The organism is Corynebacterium marinum DSM 44953 (assembly GCF_000835165.1).
GTDB lineage: Bacteria > Actinomycetota > Actinomycetes > Mycobacteriales > Mycobacteriaceae > Corynebacterium > Corynebacterium marinum.
The window spans coordinates 1,222,396-1,248,019 of sequence record NZ_CP007790.1 but is presented as its reverse complement, the minus strand read 5'-3'; the positions used below and the strand labels follow the sequence as shown (position 1 = coordinate 1,248,019).

The following is a 25,624-nucleotide window of genomic DNA, read 5'->3' as shown; positions in this document are numbered from 1 at the left end:
TACTTCGACTGTTCCTAGTCGTTCTTCGGGGCGGCGAGGAATACGAGACGGAATTTACCGATCTGAATTTCATCGCCGGTGGTCAGCACCTGGGAGTTGCGCGGCTCGCGGTTGACGTAGGTGCCGTTGAGGGAGCCGACGTCGAAGACCTCGAATTCGCCCTCGTTGATGCGGAACTCCGCGTGACGGCGCGACACGGTCACGTCGTCGAGGAAGATGTCCGACTCGGGGTGGCGGCCGGCCGTGGTGATCGGCTGATCCAGGAGGAAACGGGCGCCGGCGTTCGGGCCGCGCTTGACCACCAGGAGGCCTGCACCCTCAGGAAGGTTGTCGGCGCCGGCTGCGGCGGGGGCAGAGCCTGCGCCGGACTCCATTTCCTTGAGAAGATCGGCGCGGAAGACCGACGTGGTCTCGACCTGTGCCTCAGGAGTACCGGTGTTCTCGCTCATTATTTTGAATCCTCCGCTTTGTCGGAACTGTGACTTGTTGCCATCATAGCGACTGCGATGACCGCATGAGTGTGTCAGTGCCCGGGTGGTTTACCCCGGGCATCCCCCTGGGTGGGCTGATCAGCGGAAAAGGTTGCCGATTCCCGACACGACGGAGTTGCCCGATCCCGCCAGCGAGTTGTCGGAGACCATGTAGGTCCAGGTTGCCGAGGGCCGCGCGAGGCCGCCGTCGAGCAGGTGCGCGCCGTCCTCGTCGATGCGGACTGCGGCGAAGGTCTCCGACGCCTTGTCGACGGCCCGCTGCGCCAGATCCTTGAACTCGCGCACCGCGATGCGGTGGTATTCGTCGATGGGTGTCTCCCGGGCGATCGCGCGCAGGTGGATGGATTCCCGGACGTCGTCCATGACTGCCAGGTGCTCCGCCCATTCGTCGTCGAGGTGGAAGAGCATGATGTCGCGGGCCGCCTGCTCGCGGGTGTCCTGGTCGAGATGCGCCAGCTCCGCGGCCCGCCCGGGGTTGCGCCCGGCGAGTTCGCTCCACGCCTGGCCGGTGTCGATCAGGCGGGTGCGCCGTTCATCGACGGTGACGCGTTGGTCTGCCAGCAGCTGGTTGTACTTCCACGTCTGGGCGTGGATCTCCAGCAGCTGCCCCTCGGTGACCCGCTGGCAGTGGCCGACCCAGTCCCGGATCCGCGGCGAATCGATGAACCCGCTCGGATCCGGCTGGGCGGTGACGGTGTCGCCTGCCCCGCCGGCGACGATCACGTCGTCCTGCAGGGAGACGAAGAAGAGCGAGAGCCCGGGATCCCCCTGGCGCCCGGCGCGGCCACGCAGCTGGTTGTCCAGGCGCGCGGTGCGGTGTCGCGAGGTGCCGATGACGGCGAGCCCGCCCAGCTCGGCGACGGACTCGCCGAGCCGGATATCAGTTCCGCGCCCGGCCATCTGGGTCGACACCGTGACCCGCCCGAGGTCGCCGGCCTCGGCGATGATGCGGGCCTCCTCCGCGTGGTTCTTCGCGTTGAGGACGTTGACCTCGATGCCCAGGTCGCCGAGCGCCTCCGCCAGCGCCTCGGATTCGGCCACGTCGTGGGTGCCCACGAGCACCGGCTGGCCGGTGGAGTTCAGATGGGCGATCTCCTCGACAATCGCCCGGTTCTTCTCCGCGACGGTGGCGTAGATGCGGTCGGCCTCGTCGAAGCGCTTGAGTTCCTTGTTCCGGTCGATGACGGAGACGTGCAGGTCGTAGAACTGCCGCAGCTGGTCTGTGGCCTCCACCGCGGTGCCGGTCATTCCGCACACCATGGGGTACCTGCGCATGAGCGCCTGCAGCGTGATGGTGTCCAGGATGCGTCCGCCCTCGGTGACGTCGAGGCCCTCCTTGGCCTCCACCGCGGCCTGCAGTCCGTCGGGCCAGCGCTGCAGGTCCGCCACGCGGCCCCGGGAGGCGTCGATGAGCTGGACCTTGCCGTCGACGACGATGTAGTGGATGTCGCGGATGAGCAGCGCCCGGGCGTGCAGCGCCAGGTTCACCTTCACCAGGGTGGTGCCGATGTGCTCGTCGTCGTAGAGGGAGTCGATGCCCAGTTCACGTTCCACGCGGTCCGCGCCGGCGTCGGTGAGGAAGACGTTTCGGCGCTCGTCGTCGATGGTGAAGTGCTCCCGCTCGCGCAGGTGCCGCACCACGTCGGTGATCTGCCCCGTGGTCTCCAGCCCGGGGCGGCTGCCTGCGAGGACGAGGGGGACGAGGGCCTCGTCGACGAGCACGCTGTCCGCCTCGTCGACCAGGGCCACATCGGCCGGGGCCTGCACGGCGTCCGCCCGGCGGGTGATCTGCTGGTCGCGCAGGACGTCGAAGCCGATCTCGTTGACCGGCCCGTACACCACGTCGGAGGCGTACGCCTCCCGGCGTTCCCGCGGGCCCAGTTTCTCCGTCACCGGGGCCACCTTCAATCCGAAGAACTCGACCAGGGGGCGCATCCACTCGGCGTCGCGCTCCGCGAGGTAGTCGTTGACCGTGATCACGTGGACGCGTTTGCCCGTCAGGGCGAAACCCGTGGCCGCCATCGCGCCGACCAGGGTCTTGCCCTCGCCCGTGGCCATCTGGATGACGTCGCCCTCCACCAGCCGCAGCACCGCCTGGGACTGGACGGGGAAGGGTGTCAGGCCCAGGGTCCGCTCGGCGGCGACTCCCAGCAGCGCCAGGAACTCCGCAGGCTCGGTGATCTCGCCGCCTGCGGCGAGATCGTGGGCGCGTTGGGCGAGGGCGGCGTCGTCAAGCCGGGTCAACTCCGCGGTCTGCGCACCGGCGTCGGCGACGATCGTCCGGCTGCGCTTCTGATTACGGGTCGATTGGGCCCCCATTGCCCGCCAGAACCAGTCGAATGCCACGTTGATCCTTCCTGTGGGGCCTGCAAGTACTGCTCATCACCCTAGTTGAGGCGGGTGGCTATCCTTGGTGACATGCATTCTGTGAGCGTGAAAATTCCCTCGGCACGGGGGACGATGATGGCCGGCACCATCGATTACCCTGACTCCCCGCCCGTCGCGTACGCGATTTTCGCGCACTGTTTCACCTGTTCGCGGCACGTGCCCGCGGCCTCGCGGGTGTGCAAGACGCTCGCGGAGCACGGGATCGCGGCACTGCGTTTCGACTTCCCCGGCCTGGGACAGTCCGAGGGCGAGTTCGAGGACACGACGTTCACCACCAACGTCGAGGACATCATCGCCGCGAGCCGGTGGCTCGCCGACAACCACGAGGCCCCGCAGCTGCTGGTCGGCCACTCCCTCGGCGGTGCGGCCGCCCTCAAGGCTGCGACCCGCCCGGAGATGGAGTCCATCGCCGCCGTCGCCACCCTCGGTGCCCCCTTCGATCCGGCGCACTCAGTCCTGCACTTCGCCGACCGGGTCCGCGATGCAGAGGAGGAGGGCTGCGTCACGGTCACCCTCGCCGGACGGGATATCGACATCTCCCGCGAGTTTCTCGAGGACCTGGCCGACACCAACCCCGAGGCCTACCTGCCCGAGATGCGCAAGCCTCTTCTGCTGCTGCACTCCCCCGTGGACCAGACCGTGGGTGTGGGAAACGCACAGAAGATCTTCAGCGCGACCCGTTACCCGAAGTCCCTGGTCGCCATGGACCAGGCCGACCATCTGCTCACCCGCGGCGACTCCGCCCGGCGGGCCGGTCGGCTCATCGCCGAGTGGGCGCGCCCCTACCTGCGCCCCTCCCGCGAGCGGGCAGCCGTACGCAGCGACGAGGTGACCTCCCACGTGGCCGCCGGGACAAAGTACGGCGTGGTGCTCGACGCCCCCGCCGGCGAACTGAAGTCCGACCTGCCCAAGACCAGCGGCGGGAAAGGCCGCGGGCATTCCCCGGTGGACCTGCTCATGGCCGCGCTCGCCGCGGCCTCCACCCACGCGATCCGCGAGGCAGCCACCGGGATGAAGCTCGACGACGTCGAGGTCACCATCGTCAACGCCTCCCGCAACATCTTCGAGCGCAAGATCGTCCTCCGCGGCGAGCTGAGCGCCGCCCAGCGCCGCCAGCTTCTCGACGCCGCCCGCACCTCCCCCGTCGAAAACATGCTCGCCGGCGCCAAGATCATGGACATCCCCGCATGAGGTGCCCCTGCAACACCGGCCTGAGCTACGACGAGTGCTGCGGCCGCTACCACGCCGGCGCCGTCGCCCCCACCGCCGAGACACTCATGCGTTCCCGCTTCTCCGCCTTCGTCACCCGTGATGCCGACTACCTGCTGCGCACCTGGGACCCCGACACCCGGCCCTTCGACCTGACGCTGGTGGACCTGCCCGTGCAGTTCTACCGCCTGGACATCCTGGACACCGTCGGCGGCGGGCCTTTGGACCAGGAGGGGGTGGTCGAGTTCGAGGCCTTCTACAAGGGGGATCCGGCCGGCTCACAGCGGGAGCGGTCCACTTTCCGCCGCATCGGACGCGAATGGGTCTACACCGCCGGAGACGTGTCCTGACCCTTGTGGAGACCCCGATACCTATCGTACGATAGGTACATGAACGCGCCGCAGATCACCGTCGTCCAACCCGACCCCCGGGCTCCCCTGGACCGCTTCGAAGGCTGGCTCACCGACGCCGGCGCCACCCTCCACCTGGTTGACCCTGCCGTGGACGGGGTCCCCGAATCCGCCGGGGACGGCGTCATCATCCTCGGCGGCACGGACAACTGCCGCTCCTACCCCTGGCTCACCGAACTCCACGCGTCCATCCGCTCCTGGCTGTCCGCGGAGGTGCCCGTCCTGGGGATCTGCCTGGGCCACCAGATCCTCGCCGACGCCCTTGACGGGGACATCGCCTTCGGGCTGGAGGGCGAACATGGCCCGTTCGAGATCGAGCTCATGCCCGCAGGATTGACCGACCCCCTGTTCTCAGGCCTGACAACGCCCCTCACCGTGGCCCAGCACCACCACGACGTCGTGAGCGCCCTACCGGACGGGGCAGCACTCCTCGCGGCATCGCAGCGCTATGAAATCCAGGCGTTCCGCATCGGCTCCGCCGTCGGCCTCCAGTTCCACCCCGAAGCCTCCCCGGAGACCATGGGCGCCTGGACTCCCGCCGATGCCGAAGCGATGATCCGTCGAATGGAGGCGGTCGACGAGGCGGTAGCAGCGACGGGCCGCACCATTGCCCGGAATTTCGTCCAAATGTGTCGCTGAACAGCCGATTCGCCTTATCGGATGACATTGTTGTAACCTGAACCACGTTGCACTTCGAGTGCGACGGCGGACTGTGGCGCAGTTTGGTAGCGCACTACACTGGGGGTGTAGGGGTCGCAGGTTCAAATCCTGTCAGTCCGACAAAGTAATGGTCAATGTCTTGAAAAAGGCACTGGCCCTTTTTATTTCCCCCGCCCCGTCGGCCACGATCCCTAGAAGGGCGGCGGGTCGGGATCGGACCCGGAAGTCCGGGCCGGTGGCGCATTCGCCGCCTTCGACTGGTAGGCCTCGAAGCGCTCGGCGGCGGCCTTCGCGGCGGCGCGTTCGTACTGACGGGACCGGCGCTGGCTGTAGGTCTGCGCCCAGCGTTTCTTTTTCGGAGTCAGGGGGCCGACCGCCTCGCTGACCGTCCAGGTGCCGTCCTTGAATAACCAGTACACATCCCCGGTGTGGGGGTCGAGGACGTAGTGGATCTGCTCGTCGGTCTTCCGGTTGTGGTGGTGCCTGCACAGCATGATCATGTTGCCCGCCGTCGTAGGGCCGCCTTCGGCGTGGTTGACCCGGTGATCCGCGTCGCAGCGGGCAGCCCGACGGTTGCACCCCGGCCAGCGGCAGACCCAGTCGCGGCCGATGATGCTGCACCGGATCCCGAAGGTCGGTACATAGGCGTGGGTGACGGCCTCGGCGGCCCCAGCCATGTCGATGGTCCGGGTGACCATGCCCGCCAGCACCTCAGCAGCCCGGTCGGTGAGAATGCCGTGGGTGGGGTGCAGCGCGGGCGCGTGCTCGATGTCCGAGGCCTGGTAGAGCAACGTCGTCACGGTGGCGGTGACGTTCCCGAGCAGAAGAGACACCATCGCCTTGGCCTGACTGATCTTGCCGCCGGAGGCGACCCCGCTGACAGCGTCCGATATCCGGATACCCGTGGCCTGGTCGACGATGAGCTCGAAGCGAATTTCACCTCCGGCCAGATCCTGCACGTCAAGCACGGGAGAGAAAGGATCCTCGGGCGGCGGGAGGGTACGCATCAGCGACGCCGGGTCTTCGCAGGGGGTCGGCCCTGCGGACGTCTCCCCGCCTTCGGGCTTTTGATCGGGGGCGGCGGCGGCCTCGACGCTCCGGATGGTGTTGCTCACCGTGTCGACGATGGCCCTCTTCCCGGGCAGCAGCTGACGGGCCCGGGAGGGGGTGAAACATTCGATGAGATCGTCGTCGAGGGCGGCCCACAAGAAGGCGTCCTCCCGCAGTTCGGCGGGGGCCTTGATGATCGTGCGGTCGATGTAGCCGAGGTGAGTCATGTCGAGTAGCCAGGTGGACTCCACCAACGCTTTCAGCCGGGGCAGACGGTCAAGAGTGTGCAGGGCGTCGAGATGGCGGGTTATGGTGCCGTGGGACATGCCGGTGGACCGGTGGAGCATGGCGGTGACCGTGGTCCAGTCCTCCTCGGAAGCCGGCTCCGTGCCGACCTGGCAGATGCGCCAGAACGCGTACTCGGAGGAGACTTTCGCTTGCCGGGCAGAGTAGTAGAAGTCGTCTGCGTCGAGAACCGCCCATGATGCCCGCATGCCCATGCCTCCTCCCTTCCCGCCGATAGACTATGTGTTCGAAAATCAAGTTAGAGCACGACCCCGACATGGGGGTAAACTCCAGGGGTAGCCAACAGATACGTGCAGGTCAACCGACCAATTCGTCCACCTCTCCTGCGACAATGGACACATGATCACTCCCCTGACCTACGACACCTTCGACGACTTCACCCGCCGGGACGGCCTGGTCCTGGTCAACTTCTGGTCCACCTCCTGCGGGCCGTGCCTGCGCTTCCACCGCATCTTCAAGACCGCCTCGGAGGCGGTCCCGTCGGCCTCCTTCGGCGACGCCGAGGTCGAGATCCAGCAGCGCCTGGTCAAGGACCTGGAGATCTCCACTATCCCGGTGCTGCTCATCTACCGGGACGGCGACCTCATCTACCGCGACCCCACTCCCCGCCCGGAGTCCGGCACCTTCAGCACCGTCCCCGACGCCCCGCGGTTCCTGGACATCATGAGCCGGGAGAAGGAGTTCATCACGTTCGTGGAGGGTATGGCGGTCGACTGAGACGAGAAAAATCCGCCGCCGGATGCCCGGCGGCGGATTCCCGTGTTCGGACGGTCAGCCCAGGAACGCCTTGTCGGAGAGCGTGGCGCCCTTGATGTTGGTGAATTCCTGGAGCAGGTCCCTCACGGTGAGCTTCGACTTCGTGGCCTGGTCGGCCTCGTAGACGATGCGTCCCTCGTGCATCATGATCAACCGGTTGCCCAGGCGGATCGCCTGTTCCATGTTGTGGGTGACCATGAGGGTCGTCAGCCCGCCTTCGGAGACGATCCTCTCGGTCAGGCCGGTGACCAGTTCGGCGCGCTGGGGGTCGAGGGCGGCGGTGTGCTCGTCGAGAAGCATGATCCGGGGGTTGGTGAACCCTGCCATGAGCAGCGACAGCGCCTGGCGCTGGCCGCCGGAAAGCAGACCCACCTTGGCCGCGAGGCGGTCCTCGAGGCCGAGCTCCAGGCTGGCGAGCTTCTCGACGAACTCTTCACGCCGCTTCCTGTTCAACCCGCGCCCGAGGCCGCGGCGCTTGCCCCGCAACAGCGCCAGGGAGAGGTTCTCCTCGATGGTGAGGTTGGGGGCGGTGCCCGCCAGGGGGTCCTGGAAGACGCGGCCGACATACTGCGCGCGCTTGTATTCGGGCAGCCGGTTGACCTTCTTCCCGTCGATCTGGACGGTGCCGGAGTCGACGGGAAGGCGGCCGGAGACGGCGTTGAGGAGCGTGGACTTGCCCGCTCCGTTGGAGCCGATGACGGTGACGAAGTCGCCTTCGTCCATGGTCAGGCTCACGTTGTCCAGTGCGGTGCGTTCGTTGACCGTGCCCGGGAAGAACGTCTTGGAGATGGAGTCGATGCTGAGCACTGCTACACCGCCTTTCCGGCCGGAACCTTGGCGCCGGCCGCTGCTGCGGGCCGGCGGCTGACTCTGCTGGTCAGACCCTTCCAGCGTGGCACCAGGAGGGCGACGATGACCAGGAGCGCGGTGATCAGCTTCATGTCGTTGGGGTCGAGTCCGACCTGCAGCGCCAGGAAGATGATGATGCGGTAGATCACGGCGCCGACGATGACGGCGAACACCGCGAGCCACAGCATGCGCTGGCCGAGGACGGCCTGGCCGAGGATGACCGAGGCCAGTCCGACGAGGATGAGGCCGATGCCCATGGAGATGTCGGCGAAGCCCTGGTACTGGCCCACGAGCGCGCCGCACATGCCGACGAAACCGTTCGACAGTGCCAGGGTGAGCGTCTTGGTGAAGTCGGTGGACACGCCGAAGGACGTGATCATCTGCCCGTTGTCGCCGGTGGCGCGCAGGGACAGGCCGAGGTCGGTCGTGAGGAACCACACCACGATCAGCCCGAGCAGCGAGACGAGGACGGCGAGGATGGCCGCGCCGGCCCAGGTCCCCAGGATTCCGGCGTCACGGAGCGGGGTGAACAGCGTTTCCTGGCGGAGCATGGGGATGTTCGCCCCGCCCATGATGCGCAGGTTGATCGACCACAGGGCGATCATGGTGAGGATTCCCGCGAGCAACCCGTCGATGCGGCCCTTGGTGTGCAGTAGACCGGTGACGGCGCCGGCAAGGAAACCGGTGACGAAGCCCGCCAGGGTGGCCAGCACGGGATGCCAACCGTTGAGGATGCCGACGGCCGCGGTGGCTGCGCCGGTGGTGAAGCTGCCGTCGACCGTCAGGTCGGGGAAGTTGAGGACCCGGAACGTCAGGAAGACGCCCAGGGCCATCACCCCGTAGATGAGGCCGACTTCGACGGCGCCGATCATACGGTCTCGGCCTCGTCGAGGATCGCCTGCGGGACGGTCACGCCCTGACGCTGCGCGGCGTCTTCGTTGATGACGTAGGTGAACTCGGTGGCCTTCTCCACCGGCATGGTGGCGGTGTCCTCGCCGTCGCGGAGCACACGCAGGGCCATTTCGCCCGTCTGGCGGCCCAGCTCGGTGTAGTCGATGCCCAGAGTGGCAACGGCGCCGCCCTCGACGGTGCCGGCCTCGGCCGCGATCACCGGGATCTGCTTCTGCTCGGCGACCTGGACCAGGGAAGCGATGCCGGCGACGACCATGTTGTCGGTGGGCACGTAGATGGCGTCGACGTCGCCGAGGGCCTCGACGGCCTGCTGGATGTCGTTGGCCGTGGTCACGGTCTGGGTGGTGATCTCCAGATCGCGGGGACCCGCGGCCTCCCGGGCGGCCTCGACCTGGACCTGGGAGTTGACCTCGCCGGAGGCGTAGACGATGCCGACGGTGCGGGCGTCCGGGACGAGCTCCTTGAGCAGGTCGAGCTGGTCCCCGATGGGGGCGACGTCGGAGGTGCCGGTGACGTTGCCGCCCGGGGCCTCCTCGGAATCCACCAGTTCGGCGGAGACCGGGTCCGTGACGGCGGTGAACAGGACCGGAATGTCGGTGATGTTCTGTGCGGTGGCCTGCGCGGCCGGGGTGGCAACGGCCAGCACCATGTCCAGGTCCTTGCCTGCGAACTGCTGGGCGATGGTCAGTGCGGTGGCCTGCTCGCCGTTGGCGTTCTGCTCGTCGAACTCCACGTCCACACCTGCGTCGGCGAAGGCCTCCTTGAAGCCGGCGGTGGCGGCGTCGAGGGCGGGGTGCTGGACGAGCTGGTTGATTCCGACGGTGTACGCGTCGTCGCCCGCGGCGTCCGTGGAGGAATCGGAGTCAGAGGAGCATGCGGTGAGGAAGAGGGCGGCGGCGGTGAGGCCTGCCACCACCGTGGTGCGAGGGGAGAACATGAGGAGTTCCTTCCATTGCCAGGTGTGATCTGATACGTCGTTCAATGTACTTAACTACCATGTCACACCCGCCATCACCCGCCTTAAGGAATTATGAGTCGAATGCCCTGGTGCCCGGCCGGGGCTCCCCCGGCTCGGTGGGCGGCTCCGGCACGGGCTCCCGGACCACCAGGCTCCCCGGTTCCATCGTCACGGTGAAGGAGGAGACCTCGCCCACCTCGTCCCCGTCGACTTCGAAGACCTCCGGATGCGCCAGGGTCACCTCGAGGCGGGTGCCCGTGGCGTAGCGCAGGGTGTCGCTGTCGTTGGCGCCGCCGGTGACCTGTTCATCCCGGCGCGCCAGGCGGTTGCGCACCTTACGGCCCATGTGGAGCGCCAGTTGCCCGGCGATCTGCAGCCAGCCGGGCAGACCCGTGGGACGCAGGGAGACGATGTCGAAGTGCCCGTCGTTGGCCACGGCGTCGGGAAGCAGCGGGATGCTGCCCACCAGGTCCCCGCAGTTGCCCACGATGAGGGAGTGGACGCGGGTGCGGCGCGCCGGGCCGCCGTCGAGCCGCCAGGTGAGCCGGACGCGGCGCCCGCCGGTCAGCGACTTGGCGATACCCACGGCGTAGGCCAGGAATTTCACCCTCTTCTTCAGGTCCTCGTCGGTGTTGACGATCATGCCCGCGTCGACGCCGATGCCGGCCATGACGACGAAGTCGAGTTCCTCGGATTCGCCGTCGGGGCGGGTGAGCAGGGCAGTGCAGACGTCGATGCGGGTGTCCTGCCCCGTGAAGGCGGCCTGCACGGCCTCGGGGATGTCCAGCGGCAGTTTGAGATTGCGCGCCAGGAGGTTCCCGGTGCCCGCGGGGATGACGCCCAGGGCCACGTCCGTGCCGTGGAGCGCGGCGGCGACCGCGCGGACGGTGCCGTCGCCACCGGCCGCGAGCACCATGTCGTGGCCGTCCTCGGCGGCCCGCTGGGCGGGGCCGAAGCCGGGGTCCTCCACGGAAGTCTCGAGGAACAGGGGTGCGTGCCACCCGTGTTCGGCGGCGGCGTCGGCCACCAGACGCTTCAGATCCTCGGGATCCCCTTTGACGGGGTTGTAGACCACGGCCACGCGGCGGTCGGAATCAGCGGAATCGTTGGTGCTCATGAATCCCCAACCTACACACCGAAGAAGTTGCGCACCTCCGCTGTCGCCAGGTCCGGCCACACGTGCGCGCCTCCGCCCACGCGCAGGTGGACCAGCGGGAGACGGCAGCTCAGCCAGTGCTGTTCGATGACCTGCTGGCTGTTGCGCGTGATGGCGGTCCCCCCGCAGCCGTTGCGCCGGGCGACCTCGTCGAGCACGGCGGGCACAGACTCGTAGAGCGTGCCGTGCCGTGTGCCCCCGTGGTAGTCGATGACCTGGTCGTCGGTACCGTGGATGTCCAGCCGCGCGACGGGCTGGTCGACGCAGTCGGCGTGGATCGGCGCATAGTAGGCGGCCCCCACGGGGGCGACCGCGTGGAAGGTGTCCGGCATGCGGCAGCTGAGGTACGCGGCGAATCCGCCGCCGTTGGAGAAGCCCGTAGCGAAGATGCGGCGCCGGTCGACGGGGTATTCGGAGACCACGTCGTCGAGCAGCGCGCGCACGAAGGCGAGGTCCTCTGCCCCGCTCGTCCGCGCGTAGGGCGCCGGCGCCCAGGCCCGGTCGACGCCGTCAGGGTAGATGACCAGAGCCGGGGCGTCGTTCAGCCCCGTCGTCTCCTCCAGTGCGGCGGCCGTCTCGTCCCAGCCGTGGAAGGCGAAGATCACTGGCCACTGCGCCCCGCGGTAGAAGCCCTCCGGGGTGGACAGCCGGTAGTGCCGCACCTTGCCGTCGACCGTGAGTGTGCCCTGGCTGGTCTTCTGCGGGGCGCCGATGCTTCTCGACGCCGCGTTCTCCCCCCGCTCCGGTGGTGCGGCGCACCCCGCGAGCAGGAGCGTAGCGGCAGTGATCAGGGTGAGAGCGGCCCTCATGCGCGTCCCCTGGCCCAGGCGGACCACAGGTCGGTGTAGCGGCCGCCCCGGGTGACCAGCTCGGTGTGAGTCCCGGATTCCACGATCCGCCCCTCCTCCATCACCAGGACCAGGTCGGCGCGGGCGGCCTGGTCGAGCCGGTGCGCCACCACCAGGGCGGCGCGACCGCCGGTGACCTCCTCCGCGGCGGCCTCCAGGTCGCCGGCGCCGGCGGAACCCGATTCGGCGGTGGCCTCGTCCATGACGACCACCTTCGGGTCCAGGAGCAGGATGCGCGCCAGCGCCAGCTGTTGGGCGGCCACGGGGTCCAGCTGATGGCCGCGGGCACCGACCTCGGTGTCCAGACCGTCCGCCAGGTCCGGGAACCAGTCGGCGCGGACCCGCCGGAGGGCGTCGAGCAGGTCGGCGTCGGTGGCCTGCGGGCTGGCCAGGGTGAGGTCCTCGCGCAGGGTGCCGGAGAAGACGTGGACGTCCTGGGAGATCATGGCCAGGCGGGCGACCCGCTCGGCGTCGGAAAGCGAGGACACCTCAACCCCGTCGACGGTCACACTGCCCTGATCCGGGATGCGCAACCCGGCCAGGAGCGCGGCGACGGTGGTTTTTCCGGCACCCGAGGCGCCGACGAGCGCGACCGTCTCGCCGGGGCGGATCCGCAGGGAGACGTCGCGCACGGCCCAGCCGGAGCCGTAGCTGAAGCTCACGCCGTCCACGACCACTTCCCCCACCTTCGCCGGGGCGCCGGAATCCGGGACCGCGGCGGGTGGGTCGATGACCACGCCGACGATGCGGGTCAGCGAGGCGTACCCGGACTGCACCGTGTCGAGCACCCGCATGAACATCATCAGTGGACCGCGCAGACGGATGAGCATGAGCATCGCGGCTGTCACGGCGCCGACCGTCAGCGACCCCTCGCGGACGGTGAGATAGCCGACGACAAGCCCGCCGGCGAGGATGAGGAACTCGGCCAGCGACATCCACACCTGGAGGGCGATCATGGACAGGCGCGCGGAGAATCCGTTGTCCACCACGGCCTGCGACGCCTGGCGGATGTTCTCGTGCATCACCGCCTCCATCCGGTAGGCACGGACGGTGTGGCGCCCGTGGATCGCCTCGAGCAGCCGGCGGGCCCGGTCCGCCATCGACGCCCGCTCCGCGGCGTAGCGGCCCGGCGCGACCTGGAGGTAGCGGCGCGCGGCGAAGAAGTAGATCGGCGCGACCACCACGAGGATGAGCAGGAAACGCCAGTTCAGTGACACCAGCGCCACGGCCGTGGCGAGGATGGTGAACAGGGAGCTGCTGAGGATGGGCACGGTCTCCGTCACGGCCGAGGACAGCTGGGAGACGTCGTCGGTGGAGCGCGACACCAGGTCGCCGGTGCCCGCGTCCTCCACCCGGTGGACCGGCAGGCCGAGGGCGGTGCCCACCATCTCCTCGCGCAGGGTGGCGATGATCCGCTCGCTGAGCCGGGAGATGAGGAAGAACCCGGCCGCGCTCAGGCCCGCGCCCGCCACGGCCGCCAGGACCAGCCAGCCGCCGGCCGAGAGCAGGCCGGCGCCCTCCTCGATGACGAGGTCGACGATTCTGCCCAGCTGCCAGGGGATGGCGACGGTGGCGCCCGCCCCGAGGCTGAGCAGCAGGACGGCGAGCAGTGCCTGCGCCCGCGCGCCGGGCACGGCGCTGATCTGCCGACCCACTTCGCGGCGGACCTGGGCGAGGTCCGCCAGCGGGAATCTCAGGTCGCTCATACGCTCAACTCCTCTGCCCCGCCGACCACCCGGTCGGCCACGGCCTTCCAGGCGGGGGCGTCGGTGAACACCACTGTCGCCCGGCCCGCCCGGCAGGCGGCCACCCGTTGACTGATCCTCGATTCGGTCACCGAGTCCACCGCCGTGGTCGGGTCCTGCAGGACGAGCACCTCCGCGTCGGCGGCCACCGCACGGGCCAGCGCCACGCGTTGGCGCTGCCCGCCGGAGAGGTTCCGGCCGTTCTCCCCCACCTCGCGCTCCGGGCCGCCGGGCAGGTCCTCCACCGCCGCGGTGTGCAGCGCGGCCCGCGCCCGGTCGGGGTCCGGGTGGACGTTGGCCAGGACGGAGCCTTCGAACAGGTCCGCCGAATGGGGTGCGACGATCACACGGTCGCGCGGGGCCAGGATGAGCTGTTCCGGGGCGTGTCCGGTCACCACGGACAGGCCCGGGGGCAGATCCGGCACGCCGGTGTGTTCCGGGCCGAGCTCGTAGGGGGCGTCGAGCACCTCGCGGATGCGGGCCGCCGACGCCTGCGCCGCGGCCCACCGCGAGGCGATGTTCTTGCCCAGCATGGTCATCGGCATGATGATGAACTGGGTCAGCCCGATGATGGTGATCAGTTCGCCGATGCTCAGGCGGCCCTGCAGCGCCAGCCAGGCCGCGGCGACGGCGATGACGATGACATAGAGGGAACCGGTGCTCTCGGTCGTGACGTTGAGGCGGGCCTGGGCCGCGTTGGCGTCGACGGTGCGGGCGTAGGCCTCGTCGGACACGGAACGGTAGCGCCCCCGGACGATGTCCACGGCACCGAGCCCCTTGAGGATCCGCAGGCCCTGCACCACATCGGTCGCGGTGGCGGCCGCCCGGGCAAGCGCGTGCTGCCGGTTCGTCGACTTGCGGCGCAGCGGGCCGGAGGCGTTGAGCGCAACCCACACGATCACTGGTCCGCCGACAAGGACGGCGATGCCCAGCGGCACGTTGATGGTGAGCATGACGGCGCCGACGTAGAGGATGGAGGCCACCTCCGCAACGGGGAACACCGTCATGAACACGGCGTCGGCCACCCGCTGGGTGTCAGAGGATGCGATCGACAGCAGCTCGCCGGCGGTGCGGCGCCGCCCGCCCACGCCGCGCGGGTGCTGGATCCGGTCGGTGACCTCCATGCGCAGATCGTGCCCGATCACCAGCATCGAACGGTTGAGCAGTCGACGGCCGAACCAGCTGGCCACGATGCCGACGAGGAAGGTGCCGGCGAGCACCCCGATCCACATTCCCAGCCGGCGCGGATCCGATTCCGCGATGGCGTCGTCGATGGCCTGCCCGATGATCACCGGCGACAACCCGTTGGTGAGGAAACTGACCGCCATGAGCAGTGCGGAGGGGATGGTCCACCGCCACCGGGACATCACCGTCCGGGGCAACCAACGTGGGTCGTCAGCTGCGGGAAGTCGATTCATGGTGCCCAAGCATACGACAGGTAACTTTGACCCCGTGCCACGCGATTCCCTTTCCCGGCCAGCCTCCGCCAAGGACGCGCCGGAGTTCCTCGACGACGCCCACCGGTACCGCTCCGCCTCCGCCTTCCGGACCGGCGCGGACACATACGACTTCGTCCGGCCCGGTTACCCGGACGAAGTCGTCGACCTCGTGGCCGGCCGCCGGACGGTCCTGGATGTCGGCGCCGGCACCGGCAAGCTCACGTCCCGGCTCATCGAGTCAGGCCACGAGGTCCTGGCCTCGGACCCCAGCCCCGACATGGTCCGGGTCCTCGCCCGCCTGGGTGTGCCCGTGTGGCGGGCCACCGCCGAGGTCACGTCGCTTGCCGACGCCTCCGTCGACGCCGTCACCTGCGCCCAGGCCTGGCACTGGGTCGATGCGGCCGCCGCCTGCCGGGAGCTGGACCGGGTGGTGCGCCCCGGCGGGCGGGTGGTGCTGGTGTGGAACAACCTCGACGTCTCCCACCCGTGGATCCTGCGTCTGGCCCGCATCATGCACTCCGGCGATATCCAGCGTCCGGGTTTCCTTCCGGAGGTCCACGACCCCTGGCGCATCACCTTCGAGCTGCGCACCGGCTGGGTCCAGCATCTGCGCACCGGTGAGGTGCATCAACTCATGCAGACGCGTTCCTACTGGTTGCGCTCCCCGCAGAAGATCCGCGAGCGCATGACCCGCAACTTGGACTGGTACCTCTTCGAGCGCCTCGGCTTCCAGGAAGGGCAGCTGCTGCCCATCCCCTACCGCACCGATGCCTTCGTCCTGGAGAGGAGCATCCCGCACAGCCCCACGACAGGAAACCTCCAGGCGCCGGGATTTTCCTAGTAATTTGCTGAATATTCTCATAAATTGTGGACACGTCATTAGTACGCCTGGCAAGATAGTTTTCAGTCACACAAAGTGATCTGACCCACAACGAAAGGTTCCCCATGAAGCGGAGCATCGCAGTAGCCGGCGTCATCAGCCTCGCGCTCGCCCTCGGGGCGTGTGCGGAGTCGACCGACTCAGGAGACTCTGCCGATACCACCACGGCAACCGTCGCTGAGACCACCACGACCGAGGCGACCGAAACCACCGAGGTCACCGAAACCACTACGGCCGAAGCAGCCACCACCGACATCGTGGACACCGCAGTCGCCGCCGGGGACTTCACCACCCTGGCCACGGCGCTGGAGGCCGCCAACCTGGTGGAGACCCTCAAGGGTCCGGGACCGTTCACCGTCTTCGCCCCCACCGACGAGGCTTTCGACGCTCTCCCGGAGGGAACGCTCGACGAGCTTCTGGCAGATCCCACCGGGGACCTGGCCGAGATCCTCAAGTACCACGTCATCGAGGGTGAGGTCATGGCCGCCGACGTCCTGGAGATGGACGGCCAGTCCGTCGCCACCGTCCAGGGCGCGGAGCTGACCATCGAGGTCGACGGCGAGCAGGTCACCCTGGTCGACAACTCCGGCAACCGGGTCAACGTCGTCAGCACCGACGTCGACGCCAGCAACGGCGTCATCCACGTCCTCGACGCTGTCCTCCTGCCCACCCTGTAATCACCGGGCGATCAACAGATCCGGCCGCACCCTCTCCAGGGTGCGGCCGGATCTTGGTTCTTCCCCCCTGCCGCCGCTCAGAACGTGCGGCGTATCCGTGGAGGCATGGCGATCCTTGCGCTCAGCCATCACTTCGCACGGCCCGGCCCGCAGGGCGCCAGGCACAGAGTGAGAATCGGGATGAATGCGCGCATGATCTTCCACCGCGTTCAATCGACGAAGCGGGAGAGGCCGTAGACAGGATGATCGACGTCACCACCCGACGCCTGTCGATGGCCCAGCCGAAGAGGCAGCGGACATGTCCCCGGCGTGGCAGAATCCCCCGCGCGGCGCCTAATGTGGAGCCATGACAACACCTGACGTGACTGAGCTCGTCGATCAGACCCTGGACTGGGTCACCTACGGGGAGCCGAACTCCACCGACCTCATCGCCGTGACCACGCAGGCTTTCCCGGTGGCCGCGCAGGACCTGGGTTTCCGCGGGACGGACGACCTGCTCATCTCGCGGACCGGGTTCATCCACGACAACGAATCCGGCTGCACGGTGGAGATCGCCACCGCCATTGCAGGAACCGACACCATCCCGCGCGACCTCACGCTCGTCCTGGGGGAAGGGAAACACACCTACCCCTCGCACCGGGAGGGGCTGACGGCTTTCTACACCTGGTGTGCGACCGGGCGTCTGTAGCGCCGCCCGCCGCCCAGCGGTAGGTGGCCGCTACTTCCTCGCGCGGCGCTCACGCATACGCACGGCGATCCGCACCGGCGAGCCGTGGAAACCGAAGCGCTCGCGGAACTTGCGTTCCAGGTAGCGGCGGTAACCTGCGTCCAGGAAGCCCGTGGTGAACAGCACGATCACCGGAGGGCGGCTCGAGGCCTGCGTGGCGAACATGACGCGCGGCAGCCGGCCGGACTTCATCGGCGGCGGGTTCGACGCGATCGTCTCGCGCAGCCAGGTGTTGAGCTGGCCGGTGGTGATGCGCTTGTCCCAGCTCTCGAGGGCCTCGATCATCGCCGGCTCGAGGCGCTGCAGCGAGCGGCCGGTCTGGGCGGAGATGTTGATGCGGGTCACCCACGGCAGGTGGCTGAGCTGCTGGTCGATTTCGCGGTCGAGGAGGTCGCGGCGGTCCTCGTCCATGAGGTCCCACTTGTTGAAGGCGATGACCAGGGCCTTGCCCGACTCCAGGATCATGTTCAGGACGCGCTGGTCCTGTTCAGAGATGGGCTCGGAGGCGTCGATGAGCATGACGCACACCTCGGCCGCGTCGATGGCCGCGCGGGTACGCAGGGAAGCATAGTACTCATGGCCCTGGGCGGTGTTGACCTTCTTGCGCAGTCCGGCCGTGTCGACGAACTTCCACAGCTTCTGATCCAGCTGGACCAGCGAGTCGACCGGGTCGACGGTGGTGCCGGGCACGTTGTCGACGACCGAGCGCTCCTCCTTGGCCACCTTGTTCAGCAGCGAGGACTTGCCCACGTTGGGCTTGCCCACCAGGGCGACGCGGCGCGGGCCCTCGACGATGGAGGAAGCGCGGGGCTTCTCCGGGAACTTGGCCAGCACCTCGTCGAGCACGTCGGCGCCGCCGCGGCCGTGAAGGGCGGAGACCGGCCACGGATCGCCGAGACCCAGGGCGTAGAACTCCGCCATGTCCGCGTAGAGGGAGTCGGAGTCGAACTTGTTGGCCACCAGCAGGACGGGCACGTCCGCCTTCTGCAGCATCTTGGCCATCACCGCGTCGGTCTCCGTGATGCCGACCTTGGTGTCCACGACCATGACGATGACGTCGGCGGTCTCCATGGCCACCTCGGCCTGGCGGGCGATCGCGCCGTGGATGCCCTTGACGTTGGGGTCCCAGCCGCCGGTGTCCTGCACCAGGTAGCGGCGGCCGTTCCACTCCGCGAGGTAGGAGATGCGGTCGCGGGTCACTCCGGGGAAGTCCTCGACGACGGCTTCCCGGCGGCCCAGGAAACGGTTGACCAGCGTCGACTTACCCACGTTGGGGCGGCCGACGATAGCGACGGTACAGAGCTCCTCGGCGAGGTGCTCCTCGTTTTCGACGCCCATCCGCTCCTCGAGGGAGGCCCACTGTTCCTCGGTCATGTCCTCGAAGTTGAATTCCCCGGCGTCGAAGTCGTCCGAGGCCCACCCGTCGCCGGGCGCGAGCTCGTCTTCGTCGACGAAGACGCCCTCGGCGTCCATTTCTCCGCCGTCAGCGGAATGGAAGACGAACTGGGTGTCGTCCTCGTGGTTGTTCTCTTCAGTCATCGGGAGGACTCCTTCACGAGCTCGATGAGGGATTCGAGCACCTGGTCGAGGGTCAGCTCGGAGGTGTCGATGATGGTGGCGTCCACGGCGGGACGCAGGGGTGAGGTGGCGCGGGATGAATCCATCTCGTCGCGGCGGATCACGTCGGCCAGCACGGTGCCGAAGTCGGCTTCCCGGCCCGCGGAGCGGTCCTGCTGGTAGCGACGGCGGGCGCGCACCTCGGCCGAGGCGGTGAGGTAGGCCTTGGCAGGGGCGTCGGCGAGCACGACAGTGCCGATGTCGCGGCCCTCCACGATGGCGCGGTGGGCGTCGGCCGCCAGGCGACGCTGGAGGGCGACGAGGTTCTCGCGGACCTCCGGCACTGCGGAGACCGCGGAGACGTTCCGGGTGACCTCCGCGCCGCGGATCTCTTCGGCGACGTTCTCACCGGCCAGCAGCACCTCGCTGGAATCGGGGTCGTCGTTGACGGCCAGCGGCAGGTCGCGGGTCACCTCGATGACCTTGTCGACGTCCGCCGGGTCCACGCCCGCGCGCAGCACCGCGAGGGTGGCCACGCGGTACATCGCGCCGGTGTCGACGTAGCGGGCGTCGAGGCGCTTGGCCAGCGCGCGGCAGGTGGTGGACTTGCCGGTGCCGGAGGGACCGTCGACAGCCAGGATGAGGCCGCCGCCGGGTATGTTCACGTACGTCACATTCCCACCACCTTGTAAAGGGAGGTCAGCTCAGCGTTGTTGAGGGCACGCAGGGTGCCCGGCTTCTGCTCGCCGAGCTGGACGGTGTGGATCTTGGTGCGGACCAGGCGCTCGACCGGGTAACCGGCCTCCTTGAGCATGCGGCGCACGATGTGCTTGCGGCCCTCGTGCAGCTCGACGCGCAGGAGCGAATGCCCCTCGTGGGTGTCCACGATCTGGACGTAGTCGGCCTTGACCGGGCCGTCGTCGAGTTCGACGCCGTCCTTGAGGGTGCGCACGAGCTTGCGGTCGGCTTCGCCGAGCACGGTGGCCAGGTAGGTCTTGACCACCTCGTACTTCGGGTGCATGAGGCGGTTGGCCAGCTCGCCGTCGTTGGTCAGCAGCAGCAGGCCCTCGGTGTCGGCGTCGAGGCGCCCGACGTGGAACAGGCGCTTGCCGGAGGCGATCTTCTCGGCGACGATGTCGCCCACGCAGTGGCGGCCTTCGTCGTCGGACATGGTGGAGAGCACGCCGCGCGGTTTGTTGAGGATGAAGTACTCGAGGTCCTCATTGACGTTGATGCGCACGCCGTCGACGCGGATGACGTCCACGTTCGGGTTGACGCGCATGCCCTGGGTCTTGACGATCTTACCGTTGACCTCGACGCGGCCCTTCTCGATGAGGACCTCAGCGTGGCGTCGGGAGGCGACACCGGCCTGGGCGAGCACCTTCTGCAGGCGCACGCCGGCGGCCTCGGGGGCGTTCTCCCCCTCGTAGAGCCAGTCCGCGCCGAGACTCTCGGCGACGGAGCGTGCGGTGGAGGCCTTCTTACGGAGCTCCTGGGCGGAGACGTTCTGGTGGCGGGCGGGGCGGGCGTTGGACAGCGGAATCTCGGATGCTCGGGGCTTTCTGCCCTGATTTTCCGGTGTGCCGTCACGGCGAGCGGGTGGAGTCACGGGAATCGTGTCCTTATCTCTGCTATGAAGTTGGTTCTGATCAACCATACCGGACGAAGGCCTAAAACTCCTCGTCGATGGAGTCGACGTCCGGCAGCAGCGGCGCCAGATCAGGCAGCCGGTCCAGCGTGTCGATGCCCAGCAGCTCCAGGAAGAGTTCGGTGGTGACATAGCGGTGGGCGCCGGTCGATTCCTCGGTGTCGACCTCCCGGATCAGGCCCCGCAATTGGAGGGTGCGCATGACACCGTCGACGTTGACGCCGCGGACCGCGGAGATCTGGGAGCGGGTCGCCGGCTGGCGGTACGCCACCACGGCGAGGGTCTCCAGCGCCGCGCGGGAGAGTTTGCTCTGGGTGCCGTCCAGGAGAAAGTGCTCGACCGCCGGCGCGTTCAGGGGGCGGGTGTACAGGCGCCACCCCTCGCCGGTCTCCCGGAGGTCGAAACCGGAGCCGCGTTCGTCGAACTCGGCGGCTGTGGCCTTGAGGACGCCGGCCACGGTGTCCTCCTCCGCCTCCAGCACGCGGGCGAGCGTCGCGACGCTCACCGGTGAGTCGATGACCAGCAGCACCGATTCCAGCCGCGAGCGCAGCTGGCTGATCAGGGGCAGATCGCTCACGCCCGCCCCCATTCCGCCCAGGAGCCCTCGTAGACCGCGAGATCGCGGTAGCCGGCGACAGTGGCGGCCAGTGCGGTGACGCACGCGGTCACCCCGGACCCGCAGGAGAAGGTCAGCGCCCGCTCCCCGCCCGCCACCTCCCGGAACATCTCGCGCAGCTCCTTCTCGGGGCGCAGCCGGCCGGCCCCGTCGTAGACCCGGGTGTACGGCAGGTTCACCGAGCCGGGGATGTGTCCGGCACGCAGTCCTGGGCGGGGCTCCGGTTCCGCACCCGTGAAGCGTCCTGCGCTGCGGGCGTCGACGACGAGGCGGCCTCCTGCGGTGACCCGGTCAGCGTCGAGAAGCAGGTGCGGCCGCGGCACGGCGGTGAGTGATCCCCGGGCGGCGGGTCGCGCAAGTTCCGCGGCCGACCCGCCGGCGGCCAACCATGCGTTCAGGCCGCCGTCGAGGACGCGGGCGTCGACGCCGGCGGCTTTCGCCAGCCACCACACGCGCGGCGCGGAAGCCCCGGCCTGATCGTCGTACACCACCACCGGGGTGCCGTCGGAGACGCCGTAGGACTCGAATAGCCCGGTCAGATCGTCGGGCGCGGTGTGCGGCAACGGGTTAGCCGGGTCCGAGAAGTCCCCCTCCAGATCGGCCGGAAAGGACCCGGGGATACCCCGCGTGGGCGGGTTGGGCCCCATCGAGGCGCACAGGACAACGGGTGCTTCCCCGCGGAGCAGGACCGCGAGTTCCTCTGCCGTGATCAACGGATTCATGCCCGCCAGTCTATGCGTGTGACACTCGGCAAAGATTTTGTTGCTAATCACTTTTGCGGGAGGTTGTGATGTGTGTAACATTCCCTTATGGCTACCATCACCCGAACCGAGCGCCTCATCCTCATGCCCCTGAGCAGCAAGCATGACGAGGAGGCCTACAAGGTCTACAGCGACCAGCGCATCTGGGCCCACCGTCCCCAGGCACGCCACGAGGACGTGCGCGAAACCCACCAGCTCATCGGCCGCACCCAGGCCTCCTGGGCGGCCAAGGACCTCGGCCCCTGGGGCGTGTATCTGCGCGACCAGCCCTCCGAGTTCATCGGGGTCGGCGGCATCGAACTCGTCGACGGGCGGGTGTGGGACCTGAAGTACCGTTTCCGCCCCGACAAGTGGGGCAACGGCTACGCCACCGAGGTCGCGGAGGCCGCCCTCAAGGCCGTGCGCCGCATGGACCCGGACACCCCGGTCACGGCGCGCATCACCACCAACCACCCGGCCTCCGCACGCATCCTGGAGAAGCTCGGCTTCCGACCGGTCTGGGAAGGCCGGCGCGTGGGCACCGAGGAGGATCCGGCTGAGCCCGACGTTCGCCTCTACGCGGACCGCGACCTGCAGCCGGAGATCCTCGAGTTCCTCAAGGCACGCCCCTGACGCTCCCGCCCCGCTAGTCCCATTCCGTCGCGGCAACCACTGCCGGATCGACGTCGAGGCCCGTCCAGGAGACCGCCAGTTCCTCCAGCGGCCCCTCCTGGCGGGTCTCCACTGCCTGCACCTTGTACAGCTCGAGCAGTGCCAGGAAGCGGCCGATGACCTCCATGGACACGGTGCAGTCGCGGACGAGGGCGGGAAACGTGAGCCAGCGGCCCGGCCCCATGAGCCGGAGGGTGTCCAGGATGCGGCCCGCCTGTTCGGGCACCGACACGGCGGACTGGTGCAGGTGCGACGTCCCCACCCGCTCCGGGGGGCGGGGCCGGAAGACCCCGACTGCCAGCTCCGCGAAAGTGGCCGGGGTGTGGCCGAGAACCACGGGCGGCAGCAGGTCGGCGAACCGCTCCTCCGGTCCGACGGCGCGCGGGTAGCGGCGCAACGCCTTCCGCTGCCACCTCGCGAACATGTCCGCCACCTGCTTGTACGCCCGGTACTGGAGGAGCCGGGCGAAGAGGAGGTCGCGGGTCTCCAGCAGCGCGAGGTCCTCGACATCGTCGACGTCCCCGCGCGGCAGGAGCCGGGCGGCCTTGAGGTCCAGCAGGGTGGCGGCGACGACCAGGAATTCAGTGGTCTCGTCCAGGTCCGCGGTCTCGCCGAGAGCTCGGGTATAAGCGATGAACTCGTCGGTGACCTCGGCGAGCGCGATCTCGGTGACGTCGAGCTTCCGGGCGCCGATGAGCTGGAGCAGTAGATCGAAGGGGCCCTCGAAGTTGTTGAGGGCGACTCGGAAGCCGGCTTCCGGGGCCGGGGTCACCGGCCGGAGGTCCGGTCCAGCACCTCGCGCGCCAGGTGCCGGTACTGCTGCGCCCCCTGGGAGTTGGGTGCCCAGGTGATGATGGGCTCCCCGGCCACCGAGGTTTCCGGGAACCGGACGGTGCGGGTGATCACCGCGTCGAAGACCTTGTCCCCGAACACCTCGACCACCCGCGACATGACCTCGCGGGCGTGGCTGGTGCGCCGGTCGAACATGGTGACCAGGATGCCCAGGACCTCCAGGTCGAAGTTGAGCCGGTCGGCGACCTTCTCCACGGTGTCGTTGAGCAGCGCCAGGCCGCGCAGGGAGAAGTACTCGCACTCCATGGGGATGATAACGCCGTCGGAACAGGCGAGGGCGTTGACGGTGAGCAGGCCGAGGGAGGGCTGGCAGTCGAGGATGATGAAGTCGTAGTCCTTCATCACCGGACGCAGCGCCCGGGCGAGGGTCTGCTCACGGCCGACCTCGTTGACCAACTGGATCTCCGCCGCCGACAGGTCGATGTTGGCGGGGACGATGTCCATGCCCGGGATGGAGGTCTGGTGGACGGCCGAGTGGATGGAGGTCTGGTTGTCCAGGAGCAGATCGTAGATCGTGATGTCCAGCTCGTCGTGCTGGATGCCGAGACCCGCCGAGAGCGCACCCTGGGGGTCGAGATCGACGAGCAGCACCTTGCGGCCGAGCTCGGCGAGGCAGGCACCCATGTTGATCGTGGAGGTCGTCTTCCCCACGCCGCCCTTCTGGTTGCACATCGCGATAATCTTCGCGGGCCCGTGCTTCTCCAGCGGTTCCGGCTCCGGAAGCTCGCGCACCGGCCGGCCGGTCAGGCCGAGCTCGACGTCGAGATCATCGGACTGTCCCTTTCGGCTCACAGTCATCCCCTCTTCCTTGACCCACTCCACTGCGGCGCTGAACGCCTCTGCTGTTCAACAGGTTACATCGTTGATAGACCGCGCCTCAGCGACACGGCAGACAAACCAGAAGTCAACCTTGTGAACTAGACTTAACGAGTCAATAGTTGCCACTTCATCCTCGGGAACGCCTCAGACGGGCGAGGAGTGAAACCGCCCCCACACCGAGCAGAAGCACGAGAACTCCCGCCACGGCCAGCCATCCCGTGCTGGAGCCGGCCGCGACGGGGATCGCCGTTTCGGCCGGCTCCTCTGCTCCCTCACGCGCGGCGGTCGGGGTGCGGGGGTCGGTGAGGGTGACCACTGCCACGGCGGCGCCGTCACGCACGAGCTCCATGATGAACGGGTTGTCGGGCATCTCGCCCTCGGGATAGGTCAACGTCAGTGTGCGCGAGACCTCGTCGACGTCGCGGGTCACGCCCTCGATCACCCTCCCTTCCGCGTCCAGGTAACGCAGGGTCAGGCCCTCGCGGGAGACGTCCTTGAACTGGTTGAAGAGCTTCAGCGCCTGCATCATCCCCATGGATGCGACAATGCGGTTTCCTTCGACCGTCGACTCCAGATCAATGAGCTCGGCCCCGCTGCGCTCTGCCGGGTAGGCCGTGGACCGGTCGTCCCGGGAGATGCCCCCCGGAGCACCCGCAGGCGTTTCCCTTTCTCCGGCGACTTCCGGGGATCCTCCTGAGGCACCGGCCGGAGCCTCTCCACCGCCGGAGGTGCCCGCCGAGGCAGGAGGGACAGGCGCAGAAGCGTCCTCTTCCGCCACCAGCGTCAGGTTCGCGCTGTATCCAGCCGCTGAAACCGGGACCACGATGCTGGTGCTTCCCTCCGCAGGCGGCGTGACCGAGACTGCCGTGCCCGCGGAGACGACCGACCAGCCGTCTGCGTGGTAGCTGACGCTGACCGGCACCCCGAGGTCGACGGTGGTGGTCTGCCCGGCCGGAACCGAAATCGGCGCACCGACGATGTCCTGGACATTGACCCCCGGGGGAAGGGCAGGGAGTGCCAAGGCGGCAGGCGCCGTCCCCAGGAGAACAGTGAAAGTGGCGATGGTGATGACGCGGCGCACAGCGTCCTTTCTTCGGAGGTCCGGAATCGACTGCTCACCCTACCGTCCCGGCTTCCCTCTCGAGTAAACTCAGCGTCATGCATCTGTACTTCCTGTAGGAACCCCTCGTGCGCCCTCCGGCCCCGCTCTCAACGGGCGGCTGCCGGTCTGTCGGCGCGCATCGGCCGGTCCCCCACAG

At 68.4% G+C, this 25,624-nt stretch carries 26 protein-coding genes and 1 tRNA gene; 9 read left to right on the top strand and 18 right to left on the bottom strand.

Going from position 1 to position 25,624, the window contains the following annotated elements:
* Positions 1–14: 14 nt before the first annotated feature.
* Together odhI and secA2 are read right to left on the bottom strand one after the other, a co-directional pair.
* On the bottom strand, positions 15–449 hold the full coding sequence (gene odhI / locus B840_RS05980) for an oxoglutarate dehydrogenase inhibitor Odhl (protein WP_042621389.1): 435 nt from the start codon (positions 447–449) through the stop codon (positions 15–17).
* 120 nt (positions 450–569) lie between these two features.
* Positions 570–2,810 (bottom strand): accessory Sec system translocase SecA2, encoded by a 2,241-nt coding sequence (secA2, locus tag B840_RS05975; protein ID WP_042621388.1) that lies wholly within the window; start codon positions 2,808–2,810, stop codon positions 570–572.
* Between the two features lie 99 nt (positions 2,811–2,909).
* On the opposite strand from secA2, the gene B840_RS05970 reads away from it, so the two are divergent.
* The 4 genes from B840_RS05970 (at position 2,910) to B840_RS05955 (ending at position 5,278) form a co-directional block, all read left to right on the top strand.
* Complete coding sequence (locus B840_RS05970; RefSeq protein WP_042621387.1) at positions 2,910–4,070, top strand: bifunctional alpha/beta hydrolase/OsmC family protein; 1,161 nt, start codon at positions 2,910–2,912, stop codon at positions 4,068–4,070.
* Positions 4,067–4,438 (top strand): YchJ family protein, encoded by a 372-nt coding sequence (locus B840_RS05965; protein WP_042621386.1) that lies wholly within the window; start codon positions 4,067–4,069, stop codon positions 4,436–4,438. Before B840_RS05970 ends, B840_RS05965 begins: the two co-directional genes overlap by 4 nt.
* A gap of 39 nt (positions 4,439–4,477) precedes the next feature.
* Positions 4,478–5,137: a type 1 glutamine amidotransferase gene (locus B840_RS05960; RefSeq protein WP_042621385.1), complete on the top strand. Its 660-nt coding sequence runs from the start codon at positions 4,478–4,480 to the stop codon at positions 5,135–5,137.
* A 67-nt stretch (positions 5,138–5,204) separates the two neighbouring features.
* Positions 5,205–5,278, top strand: a tRNA-Pro gene (locus B840_RS05955).
* A 71-nt stretch (positions 5,279–5,349) separates the two neighbouring features.
* Here the strand turns inward: B840_RS05955 and B840_RS12860 are convergent.
* On the bottom strand, positions 5,350–6,702 hold the full coding sequence (locus B840_RS12860; RefSeq protein WP_156971856.1) for an HNH endonuclease signature motif containing protein: 1,353 nt from the start codon (positions 6,700–6,702) through the stop codon (positions 5,350–5,352).
* A 151-nt stretch (positions 6,703–6,853) separates the two neighbouring features.
* On the opposite strand from B840_RS12860, the gene B840_RS05945 reads away from it, so the two are divergent.
* Positions 6,854–7,231, top strand: a complete 378-nt coding sequence (locus tag B840_RS05945; RefSeq protein WP_042621384.1) for a thioredoxin family protein — start codon at positions 6,854–6,856, stop codon at positions 7,229–7,231.
* Positions 7,232–7,285: 54 nt separating this feature from the next.
* Here the strand turns inward: B840_RS05945 and B840_RS05940 are convergent, their stop codons facing one another.
* The 7 genes from B840_RS05940 to B840_RS05910 form a co-directional block, all read right to left on the bottom strand.
* Positions 7,286–8,077 (bottom strand): ABC transporter ATP-binding protein, encoded by a 792-nt coding sequence (locus B840_RS05940; RefSeq protein WP_042621383.1) that lies wholly within the window; start codon positions 8,075–8,077, stop codon positions 7,286–7,288.
* 2 nt (positions 8,078–8,079) lie between these two features.
* Positions 8,080–8,991 (bottom strand): ABC transporter permease, encoded by a 912-nt coding sequence (locus B840_RS05935; protein WP_042621382.1) that lies wholly within the window; start codon positions 8,989–8,991, stop codon positions 8,080–8,082.
* Positions 8,988–9,968, bottom strand: coding sequence for an ABC transporter substrate-binding protein (locus B840_RS05930; protein ID WP_042621381.1), 981 nt, complete (start codon positions 9,966–9,968; stop codon positions 8,988–8,990). Before B840_RS05930 ends, B840_RS05935 begins: the two co-directional genes overlap by 4 nt.
* A 91-nt stretch (positions 9,969–10,059) precedes the next feature.
* Entirely contained in the window at positions 10,060–11,106 is a 1,047-nt protein-coding gene (locus tag B840_RS05925) for a diacylglycerol/lipid kinase family protein (RefSeq protein ID WP_042621380.1), read from the bottom strand.
* A gap of 11 nt (positions 11,107–11,117) precedes the next feature.
* Complete coding sequence (locus tag B840_RS05920) at positions 11,118–11,954, bottom strand: CE1 family esterase (protein ID WP_052491110.1); 837 nt, start codon at positions 11,952–11,954, stop codon at positions 11,118–11,120.
* On the bottom strand, positions 11,951–13,699 hold the full coding sequence (locus tag B840_RS05915) for an ABC transporter ATP-binding protein (RefSeq protein ID WP_042621379.1): 1,749 nt from the start codon (positions 13,697–13,699) through the stop codon (positions 11,951–11,953). Before B840_RS05915 ends, B840_RS05920 begins: the two co-directional genes overlap by 4 nt.
* Entirely contained in the window at positions 13,696–15,156 is a 1,461-nt protein-coding gene (locus B840_RS05910; protein WP_042621378.1) for an ABC transporter transmembrane domain-containing protein, read from the bottom strand. Before B840_RS05910 ends, B840_RS05915 begins: the two co-directional genes overlap by 4 nt.
* Here B840_RS05910 and B840_RS05905 point away from each other — a divergent pair.
* The 3 genes from B840_RS05905 to B840_RS05895 all read left to right on the top strand — a co-directional run bounded on the left by B840_RS05905 (position 15,155) and on the right by B840_RS05895 (position 17,422).
* A complete protein-coding gene (locus B840_RS05905; protein WP_042621377.1) occupies positions 15,155–16,018 on the top strand; it encodes a class I SAM-dependent methyltransferase in 864 nt (287 codons plus the stop codon). The genes B840_RS05910 and B840_RS05905 overlap by 2 nt on opposite strands.
* A gap of 104 nt (positions 16,019–16,122) precedes the next feature.
* Complete coding sequence (locus tag B840_RS05900; protein ID WP_042621376.1) at positions 16,123–16,734, top strand: fasciclin domain-containing protein; 612 nt, start codon at positions 16,123–16,125, stop codon at positions 16,732–16,734.
* 346 nt (positions 16,735–17,080) lie between these two features.
* Positions 17,081–17,422 carry a hypothetical protein gene (locus B840_RS05895; RefSeq protein ID WP_156971855.1) on the top strand — a complete coding sequence of 114 codons (342 nt, stop codon included), beginning with the start codon at positions 17,081–17,083 and terminating at the stop codon, positions 17,420–17,422.
* 30 nt (positions 17,423–17,452) lie between these two features.
* On the opposite strand, the gene der is transcribed toward B840_RS05895, so the two are convergent.
* The 5 genes from der to B840_RS05870 all read right to left on the bottom strand — a co-directional run bounded on the left by der (position 17,453) and on the right by B840_RS05870 (position 22,004).
* The gene (der, locus tag B840_RS05890) at positions 17,453–19,000 is read right to left on the bottom strand and encodes a ribosome biogenesis GTPase Der (RefSeq protein ID WP_042621374.1); all 1,548 of its coding nucleotides are present in this window, start codon (positions 18,998–19,000) and stop codon (positions 17,453–17,455) included.
* Positions 18,997–19,692 (bottom strand): (d)CMP kinase, encoded by a 696-nt coding sequence (gene cmk / locus B840_RS05885; RefSeq protein ID WP_042621373.1) that lies wholly within the window; start codon positions 19,690–19,692, stop codon positions 18,997–18,999. Before cmk ends, der begins: the two co-directional genes overlap by 4 nt.
* Positions 19,689–20,627, bottom strand: a complete 939-nt coding sequence (locus tag B840_RS05880) for a pseudouridine synthase (protein WP_042621372.1) — start codon at positions 20,625–20,627, stop codon at positions 19,689–19,691. The genes cmk and B840_RS05880 overlap by 4 nt, the downstream gene beginning before the upstream one ends.
* A gap of 61 nt (positions 20,628–20,688) precedes the next feature.
* On the bottom strand, positions 20,689–21,255 hold the full coding sequence (scpB, locus tag B840_RS05875) for an SMC-Scp complex subunit ScpB (RefSeq protein WP_042621371.1): 567 nt from the start codon (positions 21,253–21,255) through the stop codon (positions 20,689–20,691).
* Entirely contained in the window at positions 21,240–22,004 is a 765-nt protein-coding gene (locus B840_RS05870) for a sulfurtransferase (RefSeq protein ID WP_042621370.1), read from the bottom strand. The genes scpB and B840_RS05870 overlap by 16 nt, the downstream gene beginning before the upstream one ends.
* Positions 22,005–22,091: 87 nt before the next feature.
* Here B840_RS05870 and B840_RS05865 point away from each other — a divergent pair, with 87 nt between their 5' ends.
* A complete protein-coding gene (locus B840_RS05865; RefSeq protein WP_042621369.1) occupies positions 22,092–22,655 on the top strand; it encodes a GNAT family N-acetyltransferase in 564 nt (187 codons plus the stop codon).
* 13 nt (positions 22,656–22,668) lie between these two features.
* Here B840_RS05865 and B840_RS05860 read toward each other — a convergent pair whose 3' ends face one another.
* The 3 genes from B840_RS05860 to B840_RS05850 all read right to left on the bottom strand — a co-directional run bounded on the left by B840_RS05860 (position 22,669) and on the right by B840_RS05850 (position 25,446).
* Positions 22,669–23,466, bottom strand: a complete 798-nt coding sequence (locus tag B840_RS05860) for a segregation and condensation protein A (RefSeq protein ID WP_042621368.1) — start codon at positions 23,464–23,466, stop codon at positions 22,669–22,671.
* Positions 23,463–24,344, bottom strand: a complete 882-nt coding sequence (locus tag B840_RS05855) for a ParA family protein (protein WP_156971854.1) — start codon at positions 24,342–24,344, stop codon at positions 23,463–23,465. The genes B840_RS05860 and B840_RS05855 overlap by 4 nt, the downstream gene beginning before the upstream one ends.
* A gap of 148 nt (positions 24,345–24,492) precedes the next feature.
* A complete protein-coding gene (locus B840_RS05850) occupies positions 24,493–25,446 on the bottom strand; it encodes a hypothetical protein (RefSeq protein WP_052491109.1) in 954 nt (317 codons plus the stop codon).
* Between the last annotated feature and the right edge of the window lie 178 nt (positions 25,447–25,624).

Coding starts and splice junctions, on each gene's coding strand:
- odhI (WP_042621389.1), bottom strand. CDS start 449: ATGAGCGAGAACACCGGTACTCCTGAGGCACAGGTCGAGACCACGTCG.
- secA2 (WP_042621388.1), bottom strand. CDS start 2,810: ATGGGGGCCCAATCGACCCGTAATCAGAAGCGCAGCCGGACGATCGTC.
- B840_RS05970 (WP_042621387.1), top strand. CDS start 2,910: ATGCATTCTGTGAGCGTGAAAATTCCCTCGGCACGGGGGACGATGATG.
- B840_RS05965 (WP_042621386.1), top strand. CDS start 4,067: ATGAGGTGCCCCTGCAACACCGGCCTGAGCTACGACGAGTGCTGCGGC.
- B840_RS05960 (WP_042621385.1), top strand. CDS start 4,478: ATGAACGCGCCGCAGATCACCGTCGTCCAACCCGACCCCCGGGCTCCC.
- B840_RS12860 (WP_156971856.1), bottom strand. CDS start 6,702: ATGCGGGCATCATGGGCGGTTCTCGACGCAGACGACTTCTACTACTCT.
- B840_RS05945 (WP_042621384.1), top strand. CDS start 6,854: ATGATCACTCCCCTGACCTACGACACCTTCGACGACTTCACCCGCCGG.
- B840_RS05935 (WP_042621382.1), bottom strand. CDS start 8,991: ATGATCGGCGCCGTCGAAGTCGGCCTCATCTACGGGGTGATGGCCCTG.
- B840_RS05930 (WP_042621381.1), bottom strand. CDS start 9,968: ATGTTCTCCCCTCGCACCACGGTGGTGGCAGGCCTCACCGCCGCCGCC.
- B840_RS05925 (WP_042621380.1), bottom strand. CDS start 11,106: ATGAGCACCAACGATTCCGCTGATTCCGACCGCCGCGTGGCCGTGGTC.
- B840_RS05920 (WP_052491110.1), bottom strand. CDS start 11,954: ATGAGGGCCGCTCTCACCCTGATCACTGCCGCTACGCTCCTGCTCGCG.
- B840_RS05915 (WP_042621379.1), bottom strand. CDS start 13,699: ATGAGCGACCTGAGATTCCCGCTGGCGGACCTCGCCCAGGTCCGCCGC.
- B840_RS05905 (WP_042621377.1), top strand. CDS start 15,155: ATGGTGCCCAAGCATACGACAGGTAACTTTGACCCCGTGCCACGCGAT.
- B840_RS05910 (WP_042621378.1), bottom strand. CDS start 15,156: ATGAATCGACTTCCCGCAGCTGACGACCCACGTTGGTTGCCCCGGACG.
- B840_RS05900 (WP_042621376.1), top strand. CDS start 16,123: ATGAAGCGGAGCATCGCAGTAGCCGGCGTCATCAGCCTCGCGCTCGCC.
- B840_RS05895 (WP_156971855.1), top strand. CDS start 17,081: ATGACAACACCTGACGTGACTGAGCTCGTCGATCAGACCCTGGACTGG.
- der (WP_042621374.1), bottom strand. CDS start 19,000: ATGACTGAAGAGAACAACCACGAGGACGACACCCAGTTCGTCTTCCAT.
- scpB (WP_042621371.1), bottom strand. CDS start 21,255: ATGGGGGCGGGCGTGAGCGATCTGCCCCTGATCAGCCAGCTGCGCTCG.
- B840_RS05870 (WP_042621370.1), bottom strand. CDS start 22,004: ATGAATCCGTTGATCACGGCAGAGGAACTCGCGGTCCTGCTCCGCGGG.
- B840_RS05865 (WP_042621369.1), top strand. CDS start 22,092: ATGGCTACCATCACCCGAACCGAGCGCCTCATCCTCATGCCCCTGAGC.
- B840_RS05855 (WP_156971854.1), bottom strand. CDS start 24,344: ATGACTGTGAGCCGAAAGGGACAGTCCGATGATCTCGACGTCGAGCTC.